Annotated in this window: 18 protein-coding genes and 1 riboswitch; of the genes, 15 read left to right on the top strand and 3 right to left on the bottom strand. The window is 48.0% G+C overall.

Features of this window, described 5'->3' with window-relative positions:
* Window positions 1–293 precede the first annotated feature (293 nt).
* The 5 genes from PRIO_RS28380 to PRIO_RS28360 all read left to right on the top strand — a co-directional run bounded on the left by PRIO_RS28380 (window position 294) and on the right by PRIO_RS28360 (window position 5,934).
* Window positions 294–935, top strand: a complete 642-nt coding sequence (locus tag PRIO_RS28380) for a DUF1349 domain-containing protein (RefSeq protein ID WP_020433384.1) — start codon at window positions 294–296, stop codon at window positions 933–935.
* 32 nt (window positions 936–967) lie between these two features.
* Entirely contained in the window at window positions 968–1,564 is a 597-nt protein-coding gene (locus PRIO_RS37250; RefSeq protein WP_046505707.1) for a sugar O-acetyltransferase, read from the top strand.
* A gap of 438 nt (window positions 1,565–2,002) precedes the next feature.
* A riboswitch (cyclic di-AMP (ydaO/yuaA leader) is annotated at window positions 2,003–2,135 on the top strand.
* A gap of 4 nt (window positions 2,136–2,139) precedes the next feature.
* A complete protein-coding gene (locus PRIO_RS28370) occupies window positions 2,140–2,610 on the top strand; it encodes a C40 family peptidase (RefSeq protein WP_039790937.1) in 471 nt (156 codons plus the stop codon).
* Window positions 2,611–2,830: 220 nt separating this feature from the next.
* Entirely contained in the window at window positions 2,831–3,868 is a 1,038-nt protein-coding gene (locus PRIO_RS28365) for an ABC transporter substrate-binding protein (protein WP_020433389.1), read from the top strand.
* An 8-nt stretch (window positions 3,869–3,876) separates the two neighbouring features.
* A complete protein-coding gene (locus tag PRIO_RS28360; RefSeq protein ID WP_020433390.1) occupies window positions 3,877–5,934 on the top strand; it encodes an iron ABC transporter permease in 2,058 nt (685 codons plus the stop codon).
* Window positions 5,935–6,338: 404 nt separating this feature from the next.
* On the opposite strand, the gene PRIO_RS28355 is transcribed toward PRIO_RS28360, so the two are convergent.
* From PRIO_RS28355 to PRIO_RS28345, 3 genes are read right to left on the bottom strand one after another with little or no spacing between them, the layout of a single operon-like run.
* Window positions 6,339–7,736: a sensor histidine kinase gene (locus PRIO_RS28355; RefSeq protein ID WP_020433391.1), complete on the bottom strand. Its 1,398-nt coding sequence runs from the start codon at window positions 7,734–7,736 to the stop codon at window positions 6,339–6,341.
* Window positions 7,730–8,425 (bottom strand): response regulator transcription factor, encoded by a 696-nt coding sequence (locus PRIO_RS28350; RefSeq protein WP_020433392.1) that lies wholly within the window; start codon window positions 8,423–8,425, stop codon window positions 7,730–7,732. The genes PRIO_RS28355 and PRIO_RS28350 overlap by 7 nt, the downstream gene beginning before the upstream one ends.
* 15 nt (window positions 8,426–8,440) lie before the next feature.
* The gene (locus tag PRIO_RS28345) at window positions 8,441–9,913 is read right to left on the bottom strand and encodes a VCBS repeat-containing protein (RefSeq protein WP_020433393.1); all 1,473 of its coding nucleotides are present in this window, start codon (window positions 9,911–9,913) and stop codon (window positions 8,441–8,443) included.
* A gap of 211 nt (window positions 9,914–10,124) precedes the next feature.
* On the opposite strand from PRIO_RS28345, the gene PRIO_RS28340 reads away from it, so the two are divergent.
* The 10 genes from PRIO_RS28340 to PRIO_RS28290 all read left to right on the top strand — a co-directional run bounded on the left by PRIO_RS28340 (window position 10,125) and on the right by PRIO_RS28290 (window position 23,090).
* Window positions 10,125–10,328: a sporulation protein Cse60 gene (locus tag PRIO_RS28340; protein ID WP_020433394.1), complete on the top strand. Its 204-nt coding sequence runs from the start codon at window positions 10,125–10,127 to the stop codon at window positions 10,326–10,328.
* A 112-nt stretch (window positions 10,329–10,440) separates the two neighbouring features.
* Window positions 10,441–11,121, top strand: a complete 681-nt coding sequence (locus PRIO_RS28335; protein WP_020433395.1) for a response regulator transcription factor — start codon at window positions 10,441–10,443, stop codon at window positions 11,119–11,121.
* Window positions 11,096–12,082: a sensor histidine kinase gene (locus PRIO_RS28330; RefSeq protein WP_020433396.1), complete on the top strand. Its 987-nt coding sequence runs from the start codon at window positions 11,096–11,098 to the stop codon at window positions 12,080–12,082. The genes PRIO_RS28335 and PRIO_RS28330 overlap by 26 nt, the downstream gene beginning before the upstream one ends.
* A 79-nt stretch (window positions 12,083–12,161) precedes the next feature.
* Window positions 12,162–12,920 (top strand): ABC transporter ATP-binding protein, encoded by a 759-nt coding sequence (locus PRIO_RS28325; RefSeq protein ID WP_020433397.1) that lies wholly within the window; start codon window positions 12,162–12,164, stop codon window positions 12,918–12,920.
* Window positions 12,917–14,998, top strand: a complete 2,082-nt coding sequence (locus PRIO_RS28320) for an ABC transporter permease (RefSeq protein ID WP_020433398.1) — start codon at window positions 12,917–12,919, stop codon at window positions 14,996–14,998. Before PRIO_RS28325 ends, PRIO_RS28320 begins: the two co-directional genes overlap by 4 nt.
* A 141-nt stretch (window positions 14,999–15,139) precedes the next feature.
* Window positions 15,140–16,969, top strand: a complete 1,830-nt coding sequence (locus tag PRIO_RS28315; RefSeq protein ID WP_039790938.1) for an APC family permease — start codon at window positions 15,140–15,142, stop codon at window positions 16,967–16,969.
* Between the two features lie 164 nt (window positions 16,970–17,133).
* Window positions 17,134–17,727, top strand: coding sequence for an RNA polymerase sigma factor (locus PRIO_RS28310; RefSeq protein ID WP_020433400.1), 594 nt, complete (start codon window positions 17,134–17,136; stop codon window positions 17,725–17,727).
* Window positions 17,693–18,931, top strand: a complete 1,239-nt coding sequence (locus PRIO_RS28305) for a DUF4179 domain-containing protein (protein WP_046505700.1) — start codon at window positions 17,693–17,695, stop codon at window positions 18,929–18,931. Before PRIO_RS28310 ends, PRIO_RS28305 begins: the two co-directional genes overlap by 35 nt.
* 118 nt (window positions 18,932–19,049) lie before the next feature.
* Window positions 19,050–19,781: an AAA family ATPase gene (locus tag PRIO_RS28300; RefSeq protein WP_085981680.1), complete on the top strand. Its 732-nt coding sequence runs from the start codon at window positions 19,050–19,052 to the stop codon at window positions 19,779–19,781.
* Between the two features lie 690 nt (window positions 19,782–20,471).
* Window positions 20,472–23,090: a non-ribosomal peptide synthetase gene (locus tag PRIO_RS28290; RefSeq protein ID WP_020433406.1), complete on the top strand. Its 2,619-nt coding sequence runs from the start codon at window positions 20,472–20,474 to the stop codon at window positions 23,088–23,090.
* The last annotated feature ends 5 nt before the right edge of the window (window positions 23,091–23,095 follow it).

The raw sequence follows: 23,095 nt of genomic DNA, 5'->3' as shown, positions 1-23,095 counted from the left end.
AAGTTATGGCAAAACTACGTTACAGTAACGTTACAGTATCGCTGAAATCAGGCCTTTTTAATGTCAACTTGAAATACAACTCTCATTTGTGAGTTGTAATTTCACTTGTCACCGTTTGGAACATAGTTTTAGCACAACATAGTCAGTCCTGATGATCAAGAAACCCTTGATGTATCAGGGCTTTTTTGTAATTTCTCACTTAACGCCTTGAAAAACACCAGTATGAGAATATTCTGCTATAATTTGATAACTTTTTACCTTCACTAAATGATCTTTGATGATATCATCATACTGTGTACATATTTTGGAAAGAACAGGAGGGAAGTCCAATAGGCCAGACCGATTTTGAAAACTTTAATTGGCTTAATCCAGGCAGCATCCGGTTTGAGAATGAAGCAATGATATTGCACGCGCCTGAACATAGCGATTTTTTCTGCAACAATGGAGCTGTATCAGAAGAAGGGGCCACCCCGAGCACTCTCGCAAACGCACCGTTTTTTTTCACGGAGGTTTCTGGTGATTTTGTGATGCGCGTCAAGGTTCAGCATGATTTTAAAGATATTTATGATTCTGCTTCAGTCATGGTAATGAAAGACATCAATGTTTGGGCAAAATTGTGTTTTGAACTTACCGATTTCAATACCCATGCAGTTGTGAGCGTAGTAACAAATCCATTATCAGACGATGCGAACGGTAACAATATCGATAGTAATTCCGTTTGGCTTCAGATTACACGGGTAGGCCAGTCCTTTGCTTTTCATTATTCATTAACGGGTACTCAGTTTTATATGGCAAGATTCTTTAATTTACCTGTCGAAGAGACCGTTAAGGTAGGGTTTGTCCCGCAAGCTCCGACTGGAAAGGGTGGCGACAGAATCTACTCTAATTTTTCACTGGAGAATAAAACCGTAAAGAACATAAGAGCTGGTGAATAAGTTTTGCTAATTTATTTTGATCAGGAGGCCATATGAATATTTCAGAAATCAAACAGATGATAAATTCAGGAAAAATGTATGATGATGCTGCCAAAGATATTTCTGCACTTAGAACACAGGCAATATCTACTTGCAGGAAGTACAATTACAAAGTAAATACAAATGATGAATACGATATGTCCATTCTAAAAGGCTTATTTGCAGAAGTCGGGGAAAATGTATATATTGAGTCCGATTTCCGGTGTGAGTTCGGTTTTAATATTTCGATTGGGAATGAGGTATATATTAACCATGACATGATCATTCTTGATTGCAACGAAGTAAAAATTGGCAACAATGTGTTTATTGGTCCCAGAGCGGGACTATACGCAGCAAATCATGCGGAAGATCCTTTTGAAAGAGCGGAGAAAGGGGTCTATTCTGCCCCCATAATTATACAGGACAATGTATGGCTTGGCGGTGATGTTAAGATTACACAAGGCGTGACCATTGGCGAAAATAGTATTATTGGAGCAGGGAGTGTAGTTACAAAAGACATTCCGCCAAATACTATCGCTGCAGGAGTTCCTTGCAAAGTAATTAGACCTATTAAATATTCTGACAATCCCTGGAGAAGACCAAGCGAATAAGTCTAACATCTCACTAGGAAAATAAAGTTGAAATTGTGCCATGCTGGTGATTTTAACGTGTCCTCTTCAAAAATGAAGCACTGCAATCCGGGCTAACGGGTTGCGGTGCTTTGTTTCGTTCGGCCTTTTTCCACCATCCGGACCGGCAGGCAAGAGCGGGGCGAGCCGCTGGAGCGGATATTGCGGCTTGGCGGCAAGGAAGCGGAGAGTAACATTTATGTAACCTTTATACTATAAATATAATATAGACTTACAGAGGGAGAGATAAAATTAGTATCAATCATGTTCATTTAACGGGTTACTGGCTCCCTATTGGCGGAGATTATACTATAAACTGGGTATATTTTTGTATTATTTTACAATGAAAACGATAAAACAGGAAATAGGATTGACAGAGTGATACTAGATAAAATACTATAGAAATAGTTACAAAAAATTAATGAATTGTTGCCGAATTTCATTTTGAAAACGGGGGAACCACTTTTGGGTGAATTATTCTTGAAAGCAAAGGAATATAGGGAACCTTTAACCGAACCCTCAGCTAACTCCGTAGGCATTGAAGGGAGCAAAGGGTTCTGAAAAAGTTCATTATGTCGTTGATAGGGTCTGCGCTATTATTCACAGCTATTCCAGCGAATACATACGCAAGTGAAATCAGTCTTGAGAATGAAGTGAACGGGGTATTGGGGACTCCTTATGTATGGGGAGGAACGACGGCAGCCGGTTTTGATTGTTCAGGCTTCATTTTATATATTATGGAGAAGTTCAATGCAGGTGATCTGCCGCGTACCACAGGATCTCAAGCCAAGGCTGGCACTGAGGTGTCCAAGGATGACTTGCGGCTGGGGGATTTGGTCTTTTTTAATACTTTCGGTAACGGGGTTTCCCATGCAGGCATTTATATCGGGGATGGCCAGTTTGCACATTCCTCAAGCAGCAAAGGCGTAAGAATAAGCAAGCTCTCGGATTCCTATTACCGTGACCGTTATGTTACAGCCCGCCGTGTAGTAAGCGATACCAGCTATCGTCAGATGGCCGGTGAATAAAGTCCTCTGGGACAGAAAACTTCAAACAGTGTCTATTATTATTGCCCCGCCTTGTATTCAGAAGATTGAATATAAGGCGGGGCTATTTAATTTTAATTTTAACTTTGACTTTCAGCGGAATCCCATATAATATAACTAGTGAATGATAATCATTATCACTGAAGTGATAACGATTATCACGGACGCAATTAAATGTTATACATATAGGGGGATATCCGGAGTGAACAAAAGGTTATTGAGCGTAATAATGCTTATCATTGTCGTATTGGTTGCAGCAGGCTGTGGATCTAACAACGCAAATCGTTCAGCAGCGGATGGAGGCGCAACTAACAATGCAGCCGCTCCAAATGCAGACGCTACGAACGAGGGCAGTGCAACCGCAGCTGGCCCTATTGTATTAAAAGACGCTAAAGGCGAGGTAAAGCTGGACAAGCCCGCGCAAAAGGTCGTAGTCCTGGAGTGGACTTTTACAGAAGATGTTATTGCGCTTGGTGTGCAGCCGGTGGGTAATGCAGACAACGAAAACTATAAGCTGTATGTAACGTCTGAAGCACCACTCGATGCAGGCGTGACGGATGTGGGAACCCGCTCTGAGCCGAATCTGGAGACGATAGCCTCCTTGAAGCCGGATCTGATTATTGCCAACACCGACAACCATGAAGCGATTTATGATCAATTGAAGGCGATTGCGCCAACACTGATTTTGGGCCTGTATCCGCCTGAGGGACAAGGCGACCAATATACGGAGATGGAAAATATCTTCAAAACCATTGCTGCTGCTGTCGGCAAAACAGCTGAGGGGGACAAGGTTCTTGCTGATCTGGATGCACATTATGCGGATGCGAAGACGAAGCTGGCTGCAGCAGGCAAGGAAGGCCTGAATTATGTGCTGACACAGGCATACAGCTATCAGAATGCAGCGACCATGCGTCTTTTTACGGACAACTCGCTGGCCGTACAAACGCTGGACCGGATTGGCCTGAAGAACGACTGGAAGCCGGAGAAATTCGAGATGTACGGATTCACGACCTCCACAGTTGAAGCGCTGCCTGCAGTTAAGGACACGAATCTGCTCTATATCGTCCAAAAGGATGATGATATTTTCTCAAAGGAACTAAAGGACAATTCTGTCTGGAATGGCCTTAACTTTGTAAAAGAGAAACGTACCTTCGGATTGGCCAGCACAACGTGGGTATTTGGCGGTCCGGTTTCCTCCAAAGTCCTCGTTGATGAAGTTGTAAATACGTTAACGAAATGAGCACCTATATGAATACCAACACGGGCAAAGAAACCTCACCCGGGATGACCTGGCGGCTGATAGGAATATTTGGGGGCGGCCTGGCCGCCCTTTTCGTTGTATCCCTGCTAAGCCTCTGTTTCGGGGAAGCCAAAATTCCGGCTGCTGCGGTATGGAACGGACTTTTACACCGTCAGGATGTGATGGAGCATAATCTGCTCTGGGATATCCGGATGCCGCGGACAGTGATTGGCATTTTGGCCGGAGCCGCACTTGCTGCGGCAGGCGCCGTATTGCAGACGATAACGAAAAACCCGCTCGCTTCCTCAGATACGCTGGGGATCAATGCCGGGGCTTACTTTATGGTTGTTCTGGGGATGGTCGCTTTTCCGGCTATGCAGCAGCAGTATCCTTTGCTGCTGGCAGCTGCCGGGGGATTGCTGGCGGCACTAGCCGCCTATGTCCTGGGCGGAGGACGGAAGGCTACGCCTGTCCGCCTGGCTTTATCCGGCATGATCGTATCGATGGTGCTTGGAGCATTCACTTCGGCCCTGCATATTTTTTTCCAGACTGAAACACAAAATCTGTTTTTGTGGGGTTCAGGCTCTTTGATTCAACTGGACTGGAGCGGTGTTCAATACGCCTGGCCTTTTGTTGTAGTCCTGCTGGGAATTTCGCTGCTTGGAGGCAGGCAGTTTGATGCACTGGAGCTGGATGAGTCCACCGCCCGCTCTCTTGGGCAGCGTGTAGGCTTAACCCGGGCGGTGGGCCTCGGCATATCGGTGCTAATGGCTGCGATTGTGGTCAGTGTGGTTGGCCCCATTGGCTTTGTAGGTCTGGTGGCCCCCCATCTGGTCCGGCTTAGCGGGATCCGCAAGCATCGTCTGCTCCTTCCCGCGAGTGCGCTGTGGGGAGCATTGCTCATCACTGCGGCAGATACACTTGCCCGTATGGTGCGGAGCAATCTGGGGGAAATGCCTGTCGGGGCAGTGATGGCGATTATTGGAGCCCCTTGGCTGATCTGGCTTGTGCTCACCAAGATGAAGAATATATCCGGTTCGGGTGGAGGGCAGTCCTCGATGAATATAGGAGGGGCTGCACTGCGTATGCGTTTTGCTCCGACAGCGATATTCATGACCGTTCTCCTGATTGGGGTCATTCTTGTAAGCATGTCGCTTGGGGGAACAAGAATCCCGGTATCCGATCTCTTGGAGAGTCTGGTCGGCAGGGGAGATCAAGCGTATTCGGTCCTGCTGAATTTACGGCTTCCGCGCACGCTTGTGGCCGCTTGCGGCGGTATTGCGCTGGCCGTCAGCGGTGTGCTGATTCAAAGCGCCGTGCGAAATCCGCTTGCGGATGCCTCTATTATCGGCGTGACCTCAGGTGCCGGGTTTGGAGCGCTGACCCTGCTGGTCGTGTGGCCGGGATTGCCGGTATTTGCCCTTCCGGCAGCCGCCATTGCGGGTGGAGTTATCGCGGCGGCTTTTGTATTTACGCTGGCCTGGCGCAGGGCTTTGAATCCGTCTGTGCTGATCCTGCTCGGAATCGCCGTTTCGGCAATCGGCTCGGCAGGCATCCAGGCCATGATCGTCAAAGCCAGTCTCTGGAGCAGCACGGCATTTATTTGGCTGACAGGTTCGACGTATGGGCGGAGCTGGGAGCAATTTTACAGCCTGTTTGCGTTTTTGCTGGTGCTTCTCCCTGTGGCCTACTATTTGGGCAGAAGATTTGATTTGCTGGCGTTTGGCGACGAAAGCTCAACAGGTTTTGGCCTGCCGGTCCGCGGAACGAGGTTATGGGCGATGATTATCGGTGTTTTGCTTGCGGCCGGGGCGGTTGCAAGTGTCGGGACGATTGGTTTTCTCGGGCTCATGGCACCGCATGCGGTGCGGATGATGATCGGGCACCACACAAGACGCTCCATTATCTTGTCGGGGCTGCTTGGCGGCTTGCTGCTTATTATTGCCGACACGGTCGGAAGAACGGTCATAGCGCCTACAGAAATTCCGTCAGGCCTGATCATTATGCTGCTGGGCGCGCCATATTTCCTGTTTCTGATGTACCGCGCGCTTGTGCGCGGGGCGTAAATGCACGGTGTTTGAATCTAATTCAGGCGCTATCCTTAAGTCTGGTTAGGATGACTTTGGGGTAGCGCCTTTTTTGTGGATAAGATGTGTATAAAGTTGGGGATAAGTCGTTGACCTTGAAATCGGTGGTCTTCATGTGGGATTATCATAGTGGATTTTTTGTATGACTGCACTTCATGCAATAGAATTTATATGGTTCTGCGTGTGAATCGCCTTCTGCTGTAGTTTGTGCAATAGATTTTTGGATATAGCGTCCAAAACGGCTTTTCCAGGGAATTCTAATGTACAGAGTGCAATAGATGGAGCTTTTCGACTGATTTATGGGTTATTCTGCTGCAGAGAATGCAATAGAATGCGAGTTCTGACCGTTCGAGAGCGAAAAGAGCTGCCCGCGCACCGGATATCTACTGCATCCGGTAACGCGGCAGCTCTACAATGACTGAAGTGCCTTTGGTGAATTCGCTCTCGATCCGCAGTCTCCCGCCATGCATCTCGATAATTTCTTTGCAGATGGCAAGGCCAAGGCCGCTGCCGGATTGCCGGGACTTGCCTTTGAAAAATTTGGTGCCCAGCTTCTCCAGATCGCTTTCTTCAATGCCTTCACCGTTATCCGCAACGGTAATGCTTATTAGGGTATCGCCTGACACTGCCGAGAGCCTGATCTCCCCCTGGGCCGGGGTGAACTTGAAGGCGTTGTCCAGCAGATTGACAAAAACCTGCTTCAAGCGGTTGAAATCCCCGTCTACAGGCAGCGGCTCATCCGGGATATCGGCATACAGGCGGATCTGCTTGGTGGACCCCCGGTATCTGAACTGCAGCAGCAAATCCTCAAGCAGCCCCCGCAGATCATAAGGTTCCAGCTCAAGCGTCAGCTCACCGGCCTGGAATTTGGAGAAATCGAGCAGGTCCTCCACTAGTCCAATCAGGCGGTCCGTTTCGCCGGTCATGACCTCAAGCCCCATCAATGTCTCTTCTGTATCCGACAAATCACCCACAAGCAGCGTTTCGCCCCAGCCTTTGATGGAGGTAAGCGGAGTGCGCAGCTCATGCGTGACTGAGGAGATGAAGTCGTATTTGATTTTTTCACTTTTGACCATTTCCTCTGCCATGTAATTTAGCGTGACGGCCAGGGTGCCGACTTCATCGTCGTGCCGCTTCTTTGCCCTGACGGCAAAATTCCCTGTAGCCATTTCTTTGGCGACACCGGTAAGCTGCTGGATCGGCTCTACAATCCGTTTGGCGATAATAACACTCAGCAGGAACCCGAAGGCAATGACCAGCAGTCCCACCCAGGCGGCGTTAATGAGGATTTTTACAATCACGCTGTATAATGGTTCGGCGGAGACCGAATAGCGCAGTACGCCAATACTTGTCCCGGATTCTTTTAAGGCAATGGATACAGCCAGAATCCGTTCCTCTTTACCGGGTGTAAGGCTCTGGTAAGTCCCTTTGCCGCTGGCCAGAGCCGCTTTGACATCGGGAGTATCAATCCGCTCAGAGCTTGCGAAGCCGAAGGAGTTGATAATTACTTTTCCCTCCGGGCTCAGCACTTCCACCTTGCTGCTCTCGTCAGGGGAGAGGTTCTCCAGTATATATCTGGCCCGTTCATTGATGGAGTAGCCCTCCAGATATTTATTAAAAAAGGTAGCAGAGGTCGTGGCCCGCGATGTCAGTGTCTCCATGGCGCTGCCCAGATAGTAGTAATGGACAGCTGCAATAAACACCCCCTCCAGCAGCAGGACAATCAGGAGCAGAACAAGGGTAACATAGACAATGAGCCGGGCTCTGATTCCCTTCAGCACGAGTGCACCCTCCATAAATAGCCGAATCCCCACACCGTTTCGAGGTATTGGGGGCCGGAAGATTCCTGTCCGATTTTTTGCCGGATCCGGCTGACATTGACGTCTACAATCTTAAGCTCACCCATAAAATACTGACCCCAGACGGAGGTCAGTATGTCATCACGGCTAACCGCTTTGCCAGGCTGCTCCATGAGCAGCTTCACAATAGAGTATTCAGTGGGCGTGAGGGGGACATCAATGGTGTTCTTCAATAATTTGCGTTCATCCAGCAGGAGTGTGAACGGGGCTAACTGGATGCTGTTCTGCGGCGGGGGAGCCTCCTCCGGGTACATCCGGCGGTACAGTGCTCTAACCCTCGCTGTGAGTTCCACCGGACTGAACGGCTTCACGACGTAATCATCTGCTCCGGCTTCCAGTCCCATGACTTTGTCGACCTCCTGACTTTTGGCAGTCAGCATGATGATGCCAAGCCGGGGGTACTGTCTGCGCAGTTCACCGCACACCTGGAAGCCGCTGATCCCGGGAAGCATCAGGTCTATAATTGCAATATCGAAATCCCTATCCTTCCCGGCAATAGCCAGGGCACTTTCTCCCGTGGCGGCTTCGACAACGTCAAAGCCTGCACGCTTCAGATTTATGGACAGCAGATCGCGTATGGGCTTTTCATCTTCCAGTATCAGCACCTTCATGATTCCAACTCCTTGTTATGGCCGGGGCTTCTGTGGCGTTCCGGCTAACTGCCGGACTTCTTCCAGCGTCAGCTTTAGCTGCTCATACTCCTGGGCTGCGGGTCTCGTGAGCTTTCTGCCGGCATTTGCGGAGGGCAGCACGGCAACGAACACTGTCGGCGCCGTTTCATCACTTGTATTCTGTAATTCGTAGAGCAGCTTGTAGGAAGCCTTGGCGGCAATCAGCTGCGCTTCAGCCGTCTGCCAATCCTTCTTCGCCAGCAGGCGCAGTTCAAGCAGCTGGGCCTTTTCACCAGAATTTGCATCCTTGTAGCTGAAGCTTATATGCTCCCATGGAGCAGGGGATTCATTTCCCGTCAGATCCAGCAGGTATTTACCGGTCCAGGACGCCGGGATATGGAAATTGAATCCCCACCGGTCGAACTGCTCCTGCACCAGCTTCAGTCCTGTCTGGCCGTCCCATTGATAATATTTCGTGATAAAAGGGGTAGCCAGCGGCGCGAAGCTCTCTGCACCGGCAGGAGGAACAAGAAAGCCGATCTCAACGATTCCGTCTCCGTTCACGTCCTCGCTGTACAGCGGATAGTCCTTAATGGCCATGCTGTGTTCGCCCAGCAAGCCGCCCGGCTCAGGGGCAAGTGGCTTCAGCACAAGATTCTTGCTGTCTGCCAGCGCCGGATGCTGATAATCATCTGATGCAAGTATATCAGTAAAAGAACCATTAGCCCAAGTCAGCAGTGAGGTATAGGAGGAATGCGCGCCAATGGCTGCATCGATAATCAGTGCGCTTTTCGCGGGTGCTGCCTTGGCATACATCGCTTGGATGACCATGCCGCTAATGTTCTGGTCGGATAAGCTCTGCATCTTGCCGCCTTGAAGCCTCAGCAGCTGGAGGTGGGACTCAGGCTGATTATCCCCATCGACTGTTGAATGAATTAAGGCGATGTCTGTTTTTCCTTCGTCCGTCATATCCCCGACCGCCAGATAATCATAAGGCTGCTTCAGAATCTCCGATAACTGGCCGCCGCTGAGGCTATATACTGACAGCTCCCTGCCCAGGCCTTCACCGCCGCTGAATCCCAGCAGCACATCCGCTGCTCCGTCCCCGGTGACATCAGCATACTTTACGTAGTCCAGCTCACTGCCGACTCCAGTAATGTTGATCAGCTTTTTCCATTCACCGCCGGTTTTGGACAGTACAAGCGCGTTAATTTCATAGCCGGTTTTATCTGTTTTGTAGAAGGCCAGAATTTCCTCCTGCCCATCCTTATCGAGATCCTGCAATTGGATGGCGCTGCTGGACTCCGATTGTACAGGCACTGTCAGGTGGGCGCCCGCAGGCAGATAAGGCTGAACAATACTTGTTATCGTTCCATCCGCGCTTCCCTGAGACGGGGCCATAAGCAAATCGCTGGGGGTTTTCATCGTACTGCAGCCTGCCACGAGCACAGTTAATCCAAGAAGAGCGCTTAGCGCTGATTTATTCATAAAGTGTAATCTCCTTTATTAGGTCTGTGGCTAGTATATCCCAGGTCCGTCTGCAAAGTAGTATCAAAACAGTAAAGGATTCACGGCCAATCCCACAAAATAGAATTTGATGTCATATGAAGGATTGTGTTCCTTATAATGAAAAAATAATAAAGTAAAAGGAGGAAAATAATTCCTGACGTCGAATTTTGATATTCAGGAGGTGATTGAAATGGCATATTATGCGGTTGAAACATTTGAAGCTCACGACATCACGGAGCTTAGTGATATGATAGATGAATTCATATCGGCAATGAAGCAAGGGCAGCTTATAGATATCAAATATCAGGCTGTACCTACCACTGTATCAACAAATTCAGTACACAAAGCCCCCTCGGATACCAAGTACACGGCAATGGTTATCTTTACCAAATAAGAGGAATCCTGTGGGCAAGCCGCCAGAGTTATGAATAATAACCGAGGCGGCTTTTCTAATTTCCACGGTATAATAGGGACAGCACTAGATGACAGGAGGATGTTCATACCCTATGGATAAAATCCTTGTAATAGAGGATGATCTGAAACTGCAGAAGTACATTCAGGAATACCTGCAGGCTTACAGCTTCGAGGTGGAGACCATTACGGATTTCAGCCGTATCCTTCAGCAGGTGGAGGAGAGCAGACCCCGGCTGATTCTCCTTGATATCAATCTGCCGGTACTGGACGGCTTTTATTATTTGAAGGTGCTGCGGAAAAGCTTCGGGATGCCGGTTATTATTCTGTCTGCGCGCAGTGATGAGAGCGAACAGATCCGCGGCATGGAGTACGGTGCGGACGATTATATCACGAAGCCTTTCCATATAGGGGTTCTTTTGGCCAAAATAAATGCTGTGCTCCGCCGTGTCTATCATCCTGCACAAGATACCGGTTATGCGGTCGGCAGCCTGAGACTGCTTAAAGAGAGCATGAAGCTGCAATATAAAGATCAGACCATGGAATTAAGCAAAAATGAGTTTCGGCTGATACATATCTTTATGCAAAACGCCGGGGAGATTCTGTCCCGTGAAGAATTGCTGGAAGCGTTATGGGATGATCAGGTCTTTGTTGATGACAATACGCTTACCGTAAACATCACACGTGTTAAAAAGAAACTAAGCCTGTACGGGCTTCATAACGCGATTACGACCAAACGGGGAGTGGGCTATGTCTTTGATCCGGCGGATTGCTGAACTGCTGCATGTTCAAAAAGGAATGCTTCTGGTCTATGTGTTGAATACGGTGATCCTCGTTATGGCCTCCTACGTCTTTTATGGCGTGAATGACATTCTCTATCCGCTTTTCGTCAGTTTTTTCATTCTCCTGGTGTATCTGGCGGTAACAGCCGTTAAGCTTAACCAATTCACCGGGAAACTGTCCGCTGCCAAGAGCAGTCCGCACATTGAAGTGGATGATACGAATGTGAAGGACAAACTCATTTTCGGTGCAATCAACGAAATTCATGAACAATACAATGGCCGGCTCCATCAGATGAACAGCTCTATTAAGGAAAGAAACACGTTGTTTTCCCAGTGGATTCATAATATGAAGGTATCCATTTCCATCATCGGGCTGGCAGCGGAAAAAGGGACGGAGGAGGCAATCAGCGATATTAAGGAGGAGAACCGCAGGCTGACGCAAAATCTCGAAGAATGTCTGAACCTGCTTCGGCTGGATGACTTTGCGCGGGATTATTTGCCGGAGAAGGTGAACCTGCACAAGGTTGTGAACAAGGCGGTCAACGCCAGAAAAAGAGAATTTATCTACAAAGGGGTCTATCCCCAAATAGACATCGCTAAACACTTGGAAATTTGCACAGATGAGAAGTGGTGCGGGTATATGCTGGAGCAGGTATTGTCGAACGCCGTTAAATACAGTGACAAAGAAGGCCGGGTCACGGTTAGAAGTGAGCTTGCCGGTGATCGCGTGCTCCTTAGTATTCAAGATTATGGAGTGGGTATCGATCAGGAGGATCTGCCAAGGGTGTTTGATCCTTTTTTTACGGGGAAGAACGGCAGAGATTACCGGTCGGCTACAGGGATCGGCTTGTATATGGTGAAGCATATTGCCCGCAAGCTTGGGCACAGGGTCAGCATCGATTCGCAGAAAGGGGCAGGCACGAGGGTGACCTTTGCCTTCCTTTCAAAAGTGTAAGGTTGTGAAAGGAAAATGCATTCATGGGAAGAGGCTTCCTTTTTATACTTCTCTTATCAGATTATGAGGAGGAAGAAAATTGGACGTCATTACGATTGATCAGCTGGTAAAGGTATATAACGCGTATAAGCAGGCCAAGGGAGTAGCTGCAATAGACGGCATGAGCTTTAATGTGGAAAAAGGGGATTTTGTCGGGATTATGGGCCCGAGCGGAAGCGGCAAAACAACCCTCCTGAATATTCTGTCCGGTGTTGACCGAGCCACTTCAGGCGAAGTTTATATTGACGGGCAGGACATTATGAAGTTGTCCAAGGATCAAATGGCGCTGTTCAGGAGAGCGCGGATCGGGTACATCTTTCAGGATTTCAACCTGCTGAACAGCCTTACCCTTGAGGAGAATATTGCATTGCCGTTAATTTTAGATAAAAGAAGCCCGGAAGAGATTGAGGAGAAGCTTGTACCGTTGATGCAGTTTCTCGGCATTCATGGGCTGAAGGACAAGTATCCCTACCATATTTCAGGGGGACAAAAGCAAAAAGTAGCAGCGGCGCGCGCGGTAATAAGCGAACCTGCGGTCATGCTTGCCGATGAGCCGACAGGGAATCTGGATTCGAAGTCAGCCCGGCAGTTAATGGACACTCTAACTTCTCTGAATGAACAATTAGGCAGCACGATTCTCATGGTGACCCATGATCCTTTTGCCGCATCTTTTTGCAGGCGGATCATTTTTATCCGGGACGGGAACGTGGAACTGGAAATACGGTCGCCGGGGGACCGCAAACAGTTCCTCGATAAGATTCTGGAGGCGCAAAGCGTGATCGGAGGGGATCACCTATGACCTTCTTTTCCATTATCCGCAAAAATCTACTATACAATGCAAAAAGGTATGTGTCCATTTATTCAGTCAATACGCTCATTGTGACGGTTTTGTTCATGTTCGGCAGCCTGCTCTATAACTCCGAAATTTTACGGCAGTTGGGAGATACCACACTTTATGATATCGTCCGCGTGGCTTTAATTGGCGTGATAGTATTCTCCTTCGTATTTATCACCTACAGCAACTTCTCCTTTCTGAAATACAGAGGCAAAGAGTTCGGGATGTACATCCTCCTGGGCCTGACCAGCAGAGACCTGACCAAGATGCTGTTGCTGGAGAACGCAGGGATTGCGGGAGTTTCCCTGGGAAGCGGACTAATCACGGGTGTTGTATTCGGCAAACTGTTTTACATGGGATTAAATCAAATTCTGCTGGTGAATCCAATCCGGTTTGAGCTGACCTTAGAGAGCCTGCTCTTAAGCAGCGGCATCTTCCTGATGATTTTTATATTTAATTTTCTGCTTAGCATGGCGTATCTCCGCAGAGTCTCTGTTGTGGATGCACTTCAGGCCGCGCATAGCCGGGAGCCCGGTAAGAGCAGCATCGCATGGGGAATACTAGCCAGTGTGCTTTTTGCCGTATCGGCGGTTATGCTGCCGGGGATTATGCTGGAAAGATGGTTCGGAGGGAATTCTGCCCTCATTGTTGTGCTTATTGTGCTTACCTTGCTGTGCCCCTATGTAATTATTGGGACAGTCATTGCGATCATGAAGTCGGCTATAAAGCGTTTCAGGAAGCTGTACAACAACAACTTATTGCTGCTGTCGAATGTATCCCACCGCTTTTTATCGTATAAAACCACGATGTATATTGTTACCCTGCTAATCGCCGGAGCGCTTTTCTTTAGCGGTTTGACGTATGCAATGTACGCAACAACCAGGGAGAACAACAGGCTGGACAATCCTTATGATGTGATGTTTGTCGAGAACCATTCCATCAATGGGTTTCATGAGCAGGAAATAGAGCAGGTATTGAAGGACAACGGCATAGCGGTTGAACAGAACCAAACGCTGGAATATATGGAAGTGCCGGAGTTCCGCAATGCGAAGGGAGTCTGGCAGCTGTGGGATACGCATACAACTGTTATTGGCGAACACCAATTCAATCAGCATATGGGAACAAGCTACGAGCTGGCGGAAGATCAGGCCTTATTCGTGAGGGTCCATAAGGAAAATATGAAATTCGAAATGCCGGATACGATCATTGCCTTCATGGACCCGGAGCATATGAATGACGGCATGCATGATTACGAGAACAAAGAAAGCTTGATGCAGGCTTTGGAGAGCTATCCTGTGAAAGAGTATCTGGAAGGAAATATCCGGGAGGTCACCGAACCGTTCGCCAACTCCCTGCACACAGCCGATGTATATTATGGTCAAGCCCTGGTTGTAGATGACCGGGTATATGAGCAGATCCGGGCCGCCGCCGGGGAATCCCAGGTTAAAAAGCTCCATCTGCTAAAAGGGGATATCGATGAACAGGGGTTCCAGGCTCTGCTCCATGCCTTGCAGGAACGGAACGGATTGGATGCTTCATATTGGAATGCCAACGATCAGAGCGCCATGAAGGATGCAGATGAGCAGAGAGCAACGCTGGAGGCCTTCAGGCCCGTATACAGAGAAGAATTACTCAGACAGGAGCTGGAATCCAGCGGGACCACCTTTTTTATCATCATGTTCCTTGGCGCCTTGTTCGCAGTTGCATCCGGAGCAGTGCTGTATCATAAAGTGCTGTCTGATATTGATCAACAACTGGAAAACATGCAGTCCCTTAAGCGGATTGGCGTGACAGCGAAGGAATTGAAGCAGATCGTATCGAAGGAGCTGGGCCTTGTTTTTTTTCTTCCGGCCGTGTTTGGATTGGGGCTGGGAATTTATTATTTCTATTTCTTATTCAGCAACCAGCCGGGGATACTCCAGCTGCTTGGAAAAGCCGGACTGGTGGCTTTGTTATTTGTTGCGCTTCAGATCGTCTTTTACTTTGGCAGCCGTAAAAAATATTTCGCTGAGTTGGGCAAACAAGGAATTTTAAATGGTTAGGCGTCCTAAACGCCGTTTTTTGGAGGAATATGAACAGAAACGAAGATCAGCCGTAATTGCCTGGGAAGTGTATAATAAGGAACTGAGATTATTATTTAATTCGAAGGGTAATATAACTTTAAAAAGTGACGGGTGAGGCTGATGATGTCTTCGGTAAAAAGATTTTTAATTGGGCGGCCGCTGAAATCAGAGCAGCTTGGCGACCAGAAACTGAACAAAACCAAGGCACTGGCAATTCTTTCTTCAGATGCTTTATCCTCGGTCGCTTATGGTCCTGAGCAAATCCTGCTGGTGCTGGTTACTCTCAGCGCTGCGGCGTTCTGGTATTCCATTCCCATTGCTGCCGGGGTGCTGGTTCTGCTGCTGGCCTTGATTTTATCCTACCGGCAAATTATATTTGCCTATCCCCACGGCGGCGGAGCATATGTGGTATCAAAAGAAAACCTTGGGAAATATCCGGGACTTGTGGCTGGCGGCTCACTGCTGGTGGACTACATATTAACGGTAGCCGTTAGTGTCTCGGCCGGGACGGACGCGATTACATCGGCTTTTCCCAGCCTGCATCCGTATAATGTGCTTATTGCCATTTTCTTCGTTCTGATTATTACAACCCTGAACCTGCGCGGGGTAACGGAGTCGGCATCGTTCCTTGCGTATCCGGTATATCTGTTTGTGCTCGCTTTATTTATCTTGATCGGGCTGGGCGTGTTCCGGATTCTGACCGGCAGCGTTCCTGCCGAGCTCCATACGCCTATCGGTACGCCGATAGCGGGCATCAGCCTGTTTCTGCTGTTAAAGGCTTTTTCCTCGGGCAGCTCGGCGCTGACGGGGGTGGAGGCCATATCCAATGCGATCCCCAACTTCAAAGAGCCCGCACCAAATAATGCAGCCAAAACACTGGCGGCAATGGGCACATTGCTTGCTGTGTTATTTACGGGAATTGTGTTTCTGGCGTATTACTACGGGATAACCCCGCGAGAGGATGCCACGGTAGTCTCGATTATTGCCGAACAGGTTTTTGGCCGGAATTTCATGTACTACTTTGTTCAGGGAACGACCGCGCTGATTCTGGTCCTGGCGGCCAATACCGGCTACTCAGCATTTCCGCTGCTGGCGGTGAATCTGGCCAAGGATAAGTTCATTCCGCGTATGTTCACGGTCCGGGGGGACAGGCTGGGCTACTCCAATGGGATTCTTATCCTGGGGCTGCTGTCGATCCTCCTGATCATTGCTTTTGAAGGCCGGACCGAGCATTTGATTCCGCTGTATGCGGTTGGTGTTTTCATTCCCTTCACCCTCTCCCAGAGCGGGATGATGATCAAATGGATCAGACAGAAGCCACCAGGCTGGGTCACCAAGTTTATCATCAATACAACAGGCGCACTGATCAGCTTCATCGTTACGATGATGTTCTTCCTGACCAAATTTACGCAGGTGTGGCCGGTACTGGTCTTTTTACCGCTGATTATCCTGATGTTCTACCGGATTCGCAAACATTATGAGGCTGTAGCGGACCAGCTCCGGATCTCGACTTGTGAGGAGGAGCCGCTGGCGATTGAAGGGAATATCATCATCCTGCCGGTCGCCGGGATCACCCATGTGGTGGAGAACTCGCTCCGGTATGCCAAATCGCTCGGCGCCGAGCAGATTATTGCCGTGCATGTCCCGTTCGAGCGGGAGGATGATGCGATATTTGAAGAAAAGTGGAAAAACTTTCACCCTGAAGTCCGGCTGGTGACGCTGTATTCGCCGTACCGCAGCATCATTCACCCGCTGACCAAGTTCATTGACACCGTCCAGCGCAAGGCGAGCGAATCGAATTATCAGGTGACGGTGGTCGTGCCGCAGTTTATTCCGAGGAAGGGCTGGCACAATATCCTGCATAACCAATCCAGCCTGCTGCTCCGCGCACATCTGCTGTACCGGCGGAATGTGATTATTACTACGGTACCTTATCACCTGAAGAAATAGCTTTTTCCGCATAACTGTTACAAGAGGGTGTCCTACAGCCGTGATTGAAACGGCCGCCGGGACGCTCTCTTTTTTTGTGAAGGGATTCTGGTCCGGGATAAAATAGTGTCACAAAACCGCACTTTGAGATTGTTATATAGGTAAACAGGAAAGGAGGCGAGCTTTTGCAGCCAACCATCCCCGGGGATAAGGAAGCCAAACGAAATGCCGTTGAAGCGGCTGTAGAACGAGTCAAAGCCGGAGACAAACAGGCATATGGAGCAGTGATTAGCCAATTTGAGCGGCAGATGTATACTTATTGCTACTATATTCTGAAAAACCATGCGGAGACGGAGGATGCCGTACAAGAAATTTTTGTCCGGGCCTATGAAAATCTTCAGCACTACAACAGACAAGTCTCTTTCTCTGCCTGGCTGTATAAGATGGCCTACCACCATTTGATCAATCTGAAGAAAAAGCAGAGCCGTTGGCTCAAACTGGTGGAGAAGTATAAAGAACAGCAGCCTGTGATGCAAATCTTCGAACACGAATCAACCGTTTATGAGCTATTGGTTTATCTCACAACAGAAGAGCGTCACATTTTGCTCCTTAAGGCGGTAGAACAGTACACCTTTGAAGAAATTGGTGACATCATTGGCCTCAAGCCGGCCACCATACGGAAAAAATATGAACGCTTGCGCCACAAGCTGGTAGAACGCATGAACCAAAAAGGAGAGAGAACACATGGGACAATCGCCGAAACCCACGGAGTACGCTGAAATGGATGCGATAGAACGGATGATTCGTGAATCGTCACTGCCAAGACAAAGCATGAGTAATCAAATTATACACAGGATTGGAGAGAACCAGGTGAGCAGAAGATCAGGAAAAGCTAAATCCAGCGTTCTAAAAAGAAGTGTGGTGGCCGCATCTGTTACAGCTATACTTGGAGCGGGCGTAATCGGTGCGGGGTTTGTATCGCCGGTCATGGCCGACGCATTGAAGAAAATCCCCGGCTTTGGGGTCATTTATAATGGGACGAGCGCCGAAGCTGTGAATGCAGCTGTAGAACAAGGGATTGTTTCCGAACCTGGACTAAGTGTAACCCATGATGGAATCACATTGAAGTTGGCTGATTTGCTGTATGATGGAACCCGCCTGTCTTTCACCCTAATACGGGAAGGAACGGATTTGGAGAATATGGTTATACCATTCAAGCTCAAAGATACACCTAAAGAGCAACTGCCTAAGGGTTATATTGTAGGACCAGAACTTCAATCAGCCGGACAAGGGAAAATGGAAGCGCTAAGTCTTCTAGCCGATGGACAAAAAATTAAATTCACGACAGGCAGCTTCGGGGATCTCCCGGGTCAAAGAAATGCTTTTATTGGCGAGATGACCCATGGTCTGAATTTGCCCGACAAATTTGAGCTGACGATTCAGACGAAGGTTACCAATGTGGAAGAGCCTTTTGAATTCAAGGTTCCGGTAAAGGTGGATAATAACGCGCTTGTGCTGAAGCCTGACGTTACCAAATCGGATGGACAGTTCAGCTATACCGTTAAGGAATTGTATCTTTCGCCTGTATCCACCCGTCTTGTTGTGGACAGTCAGGGACCGGTTCCGCAATCCCCGGAGCAAACAGGCGATTACAGCGCCAGCAAGGTGTATTATGAAATTGTGGATGACCAGGGAAATGAGCTTGATCAGCGTATGCTAGGATTTTTCAACGGTAAACCGGCAACCGAATATCACATCGATGATTTATATTCTCCGTTTGCCGGCAAGCCAAAGTCGATAACGATCAAGCCGTTCACCTTTACAGTGAAAAATGCTGACTGGAGCATTGTTGGAGAGAAGAAGGATAGTAAAGGGAATTATGTAACAGGGAAAGACCGCTTGGGCAATGATTCTTGGAAGGATAGTATGGGCACACGGACATACCTGAAAGACCTGGAAGTGACGATTCCGGTTAATCCATAGAATAGAGGAGAGAGGGCTGGTCCAAGGTCGCCATGACTAAGGGCTGGTCCTTTTTCTGTTGTAAATTGATAAGGCGGGGCGAACTCGGTATGATATAGGAAATGTTTGATTGAAGGGAGTGGAACCCATGATCTCCGATCTGTATGTAAGACAAGCAAGAATCAATCAAAGCAGTATCCCGGGACCCCGCCGTTACCCGTTCAGCCTCCCCGTTATCCGCAATATTCATCAGATTGATTTTGAGGGCAAGGTTACTTTTTTTGTGGGGGAAAACGGAACCGGCAAGTCCACCTTACTGGAGGCGATTGCCGCAAATTTCGGCTTCAATCCGGAAGGCGGTTCGCGAAACTTCAACTTTTCTACACAGGCGTCCCATTCGGAACTCTATGAATATATGACGTTGGTTAAGGGGGCAAGACGCCCGAAGGACGGATTTTTCCTGAGAGCGGAAAGCTTCTATAATGTAGCAACCGAAGTGGATCAGCTGGCTGCAGCCCGGAGCTATGGGGGGAAATCGCTGCATGCGCAGTCTCACGGCGAGAGCTTTATGTCGCTGCTGCTGCACCGCTTTTGGGGAAACGGGCTGTATATTTTGGATGAACCCGAGGCGGCCTTGTCTCCCTCCAGGCAGTTTGCCCTGATTGCAAGAATGGATCAGCTGGTCAGACAAAATTCCCAGTTCATCATCGCCACCCATTCACCGATTCTGCTTGCCTATCCGGGAGCCGGCATTTATGTGCTGGGGGAAGAGGGTTTGACCAAAACACCTTATGAAGCTACCGAGCATTATTTGCTGACGAAAGCTTTTTTGAACAATCCGCAGGGAATGCTGAGAGAACTAATGGATTAGGTGGTTGTGAAAATGAACAAACGAACCGCGATTCTGCTGGCCGCCGCCTGTACGGCGAAGGGGCCATCTATCTGAAATATACCGACTCGCGGAAGGAGACGAAGGAAGTTATTGTCTGCGGGTATACCGAGTCGGTATCCGGGAGCTCTGAACTGACAATTCGCAATGACGATACTGCGCTGAAGCAAGATTGCTATTAACGCAAAATATGCCGGTGGTCTAGCCGTCAGATGGGGCACATCTTCAGGAAGCCTCTATGTTAACGGGGGACGTTAGTTTCTGAGTATTTGCATTATCCATTAGCGGGCTGAGAAAGGTTCCACTGACCTTTAACATGATTATGAATGCGCTATCATTTTTTTTGGTGTAAGATTTTGGCATAACCTGTTCCCGAGCTTGAGCATGTCCGGAAATAACGATTTGATCTGTTGTGTTTATGTTTGCAACTGGGACGCCTCCCTTGCTTCTGCGGCTCTGTTTGTTCTCATGATTAAAGATATGTTAACACTTGCTGTTAAAATATACAATTTGATTTGCTGTAATCTAGCACCTAAAATGCTGATTTCACAAATATATCAAATGGATGTATTATTTTGTATAATTCTGTTGAACAAATACAACTCATGTGATAAATTATTCAACACATACATTTGATCTCTTACATAAATGATAATTATTAGGAGGCTAGTAATGTATAAGAGTTTAGTTGAAATGCTTATAGCCCGGTCAAAGGATGCTCACAAAGGGATTACTTTCATCAATGGGGATAACGAACACAACTATTATTCGTACAAGGAGATGTATACAAGAGCCACCGGAGCTTTACGATTCTTGAGAAGCAAAGGCATTCAGTCCGGAGATGAAGTCATCTTTCAAATTGAAAATAATGAAACCTTTATTCTCGCGTTTTGGGCGTGTATATTGGGAGGCATGATCCCTGTACCTGTCAATGTGGGGAATAATGACGAGCATAAGCATAAGCTGATAAAAATTTGGAATGTTCTTCATCGCCCATTTTTGATAACGGATTCAAGATCATTGCTTAAACCGGATTTAACCGCACACCAAACGGATTTTTACCGTTTCGCCTCGTCCATTACCAATCGCACAATACATACGGAAACCCTCGAATATTCCGGGACGGAAGATGTCGTACTCTGCAGCCCTGAATCTCATGATATTGCATTTATCCAATTTTCTTCGGGAACAACGGGAGACCCCAAAGGGGTCACATTGACCCATGATAATTTACTTACAAATCTCTATGATCTCAAGAAGAGCAGAAATTACTCGGCAAACGACTCGTTCTTAAGCTGGATGCCGCTTACCCATGATATGGGGATGATCGTTTTTCACCTGCTCCCGCTGACTTGCGGAGGCAGTCAATCCTTATTGCCAACATGGGTCTTTATCAGACGGCCGACACTTTGGATCAAAAAAGCGAGTGATTTAAAATCGACGGTCATCGCGTCCCCCAATTTTGGAATGAAGTACTTTTTGACCTTTTTCTACCGTTCACAATGCAGCTACGAATGGGATTTATCAAATGTCCGGGTGTTGCTTGACGCAGCTGAACCCATTGACGCCAAGCTATGCAACGAGTTTCTTGAGGTCATGGATAAGTTCAGCCTGCCCAGAACATCGCTCCTTCCCGGATACGGCTTGGCGGAAGCGACGGCTGCTGTAACTCTTTACAAGCCCGGACATGAATTTACATCTTATAACATCGTAAGAAGCTCTATCAATACAGGTAGCCGTGTCCAAATTGTTGAAGAAAACTACAAGGATAAGGAATATATTGTCTCCTTGGTAGATTTGGGTAACCCTATTGAGAATTGCTTCGTAAGGGTGTGTGATGAAGAAGACCGGGTATTGGATGAATGCGTGGTAGGGCATGTACAAATCAAGGGCAACAATGTCACGAACGGTTATTACAATAACGAGGAAGCTACCCGGAAGGTATTTACCAAGGATGGGTGGCTCAGGACAGGCGATCTGGGATTTATGAAGGATGGCAGCCTTATTGTAACCGGCAGAGAGAAGGACATTATTTTTATTAATGGCCAGAATTTTTATCCGCAGGATATTGAAAGGGTGGCAGAGGAATTTACCGGAACGAGAATCGGGGTTACTGCAGCGTGCGGTGTTTATAACGAGCAGCTGGCAACGGAGGAAGTGATTCTGTTTGTGAACTATAAAGACAAACCGGAAACTTTTGTACCTCTGGCGATAGAATTGAGAAAACAGCTGAATCTTAAAGTCGGCATACATGTCCGGCATATCATCCCTGTCAAAAAGATACTAAAAACGACCAGCGGAAAAGTGCAGAGATATAAAATGAAAAACTTATTCCTGGAGGGACAATTTACAGGATTGCTGGCTGAAATGGAGGAAGTCACGAATACAATAACCTCCAGAATCGATGCAGATCAGCCGAAGGATACGGTGGAAGCGGCACTGCTGAGCATATGGGCTAACGTACTCGGCAATGACAGGCTCGGTGTTAAAGATAACTTTTTTGAAATTGGCGGAACTTCGACTTTGCTGGCTCAAATGTTTGAACAGGTTGATCGTGAATATCCTGGCAAGATCACTTTAACTGACTTATTCGGACATCCTTCCATCAGTAAATTGGCCGGATTGATCCGGCAGGACGGCAGTGACATTAATGCAAGCGCTCACATCAGAGCCTTGGAATTGCCGGAGGAATTTTTCAAGAACGGCTCTCATGCGGAAGAGGAAGACGGTTTGAGCAGGACACTCAGCTTTTCAGTTGATCATAAATTCACCGGTCAGTTGAAGCGCATCGCTGCTGCGGAGCATCTGAAACACGAATCGATTCTTCTGTCGATGTTCGTATATCTGTTGTATGAGCTGTCTCCGTCTGCCCGGATAGAGGTTCAAACAATGATGGATGGAAGCGGCTGGGTAGTGCCGTTTACGGCTGACTTCGCTCAAATCGACCGGTTGGAGGACTTATTTACATTGGCTAACGAAACCGTCAAACCCGGAACTAGGGAAATCTATCATGTCCAGGATGTAAGCAAATTTTTTATCCATAAAAAGAACAGCGTAGTTCCTTTTATCTGTAAGGAGCACTTGAATCTATCGGCAGGAAATTTGCTTGACGTATATGATTTAGTACTGAAATTCAAAGAGGATCATAACGGAATTCATTTCGTGTGCGAATTCAATTCAAATGAGATTCGCAGCGAGCCCGTGCTTAACTTTATCCAGCGGTACGCTCAAGCGTTGTATGGAGTTGTTAACCGGTTTGTGAAGGATCATAAACCACTGGGTGTTATGTAAGAAAG

Origin of the sequence: Paenibacillus riograndensis SBR5 (assembly GCF_000981585.1) — a bacterium.
GTDB classification, from domain to species: Bacteria; Bacillota; Bacilli; order Paenibacillales; family Paenibacillaceae; genus Paenibacillus_AQ; species Paenibacillus_AQ riograndensis.
The sequence above is the reverse complement of the archived record's forward strand: the minus strand, read 5'-3'. Positions and strand labels throughout refer to the sequence as shown.

Coding starts and splice junctions, on each gene's coding strand:
- PRIO_RS37250 (WP_046505707.1), top strand. CDS start 968: ATGAATATTTCAGAAATCAAACAGATGATAAATTCAGGAAAAATGTAT.
- PRIO_RS28360 (WP_020433390.1), top strand. CDS start 3,877: ATGAATACCAACACGGGCAAAGAAACCTCACCCGGGATGACCTGGCGG.
- PRIO_RS28350 (WP_020433392.1), bottom strand. CDS start 8,425: ATGAAGGTGCTGATACTGGAAGATGAAAAGCCCATACGCGATCTGCTG.
- PRIO_RS28345 (WP_020433393.1), bottom strand. CDS start 9,913: ATGAATAAATCAGCGCTAAGCGCTCTTCTTGGATTAACTGTGCTCGTG.
- PRIO_RS28340 (WP_020433394.1), top strand. CDS start 10,125: ATGGCATATTATGCGGTTGAAACATTTGAAGCTCACGACATCACGGAG.
- PRIO_RS28335 (WP_020433395.1), top strand. CDS start 10,441: ATGGATAAAATCCTTGTAATAGAGGATGATCTGAAACTGCAGAAGTAC.
- PRIO_RS28330 (WP_020433396.1), top strand. CDS start 11,096: ATGTCTTTGATCCGGCGGATTGCTGAACTGCTGCATGTTCAAAAAGGA.
- PRIO_RS28320 (WP_020433398.1), top strand. CDS start 12,917: ATGACCTTCTTTTCCATTATCCGCAAAAATCTACTATACAATGCAAAA.
- PRIO_RS28315 (WP_039790938.1), top strand. CDS start 15,140: ATGATGTCTTCGGTAAAAAGATTTTTAATTGGGCGGCCGCTGAAATCA.
- PRIO_RS28305 (WP_046505700.1), top strand. CDS start 17,693: ATGGGACAATCGCCGAAACCCACGGAGTACGCTGAAATGGATGCGATA.
- PRIO_RS28290 (WP_020433406.1), top strand. CDS start 20,472: ATGTATAAGAGTTTAGTTGAAATGCTTATAGCCCGGTCAAAGGATGCT.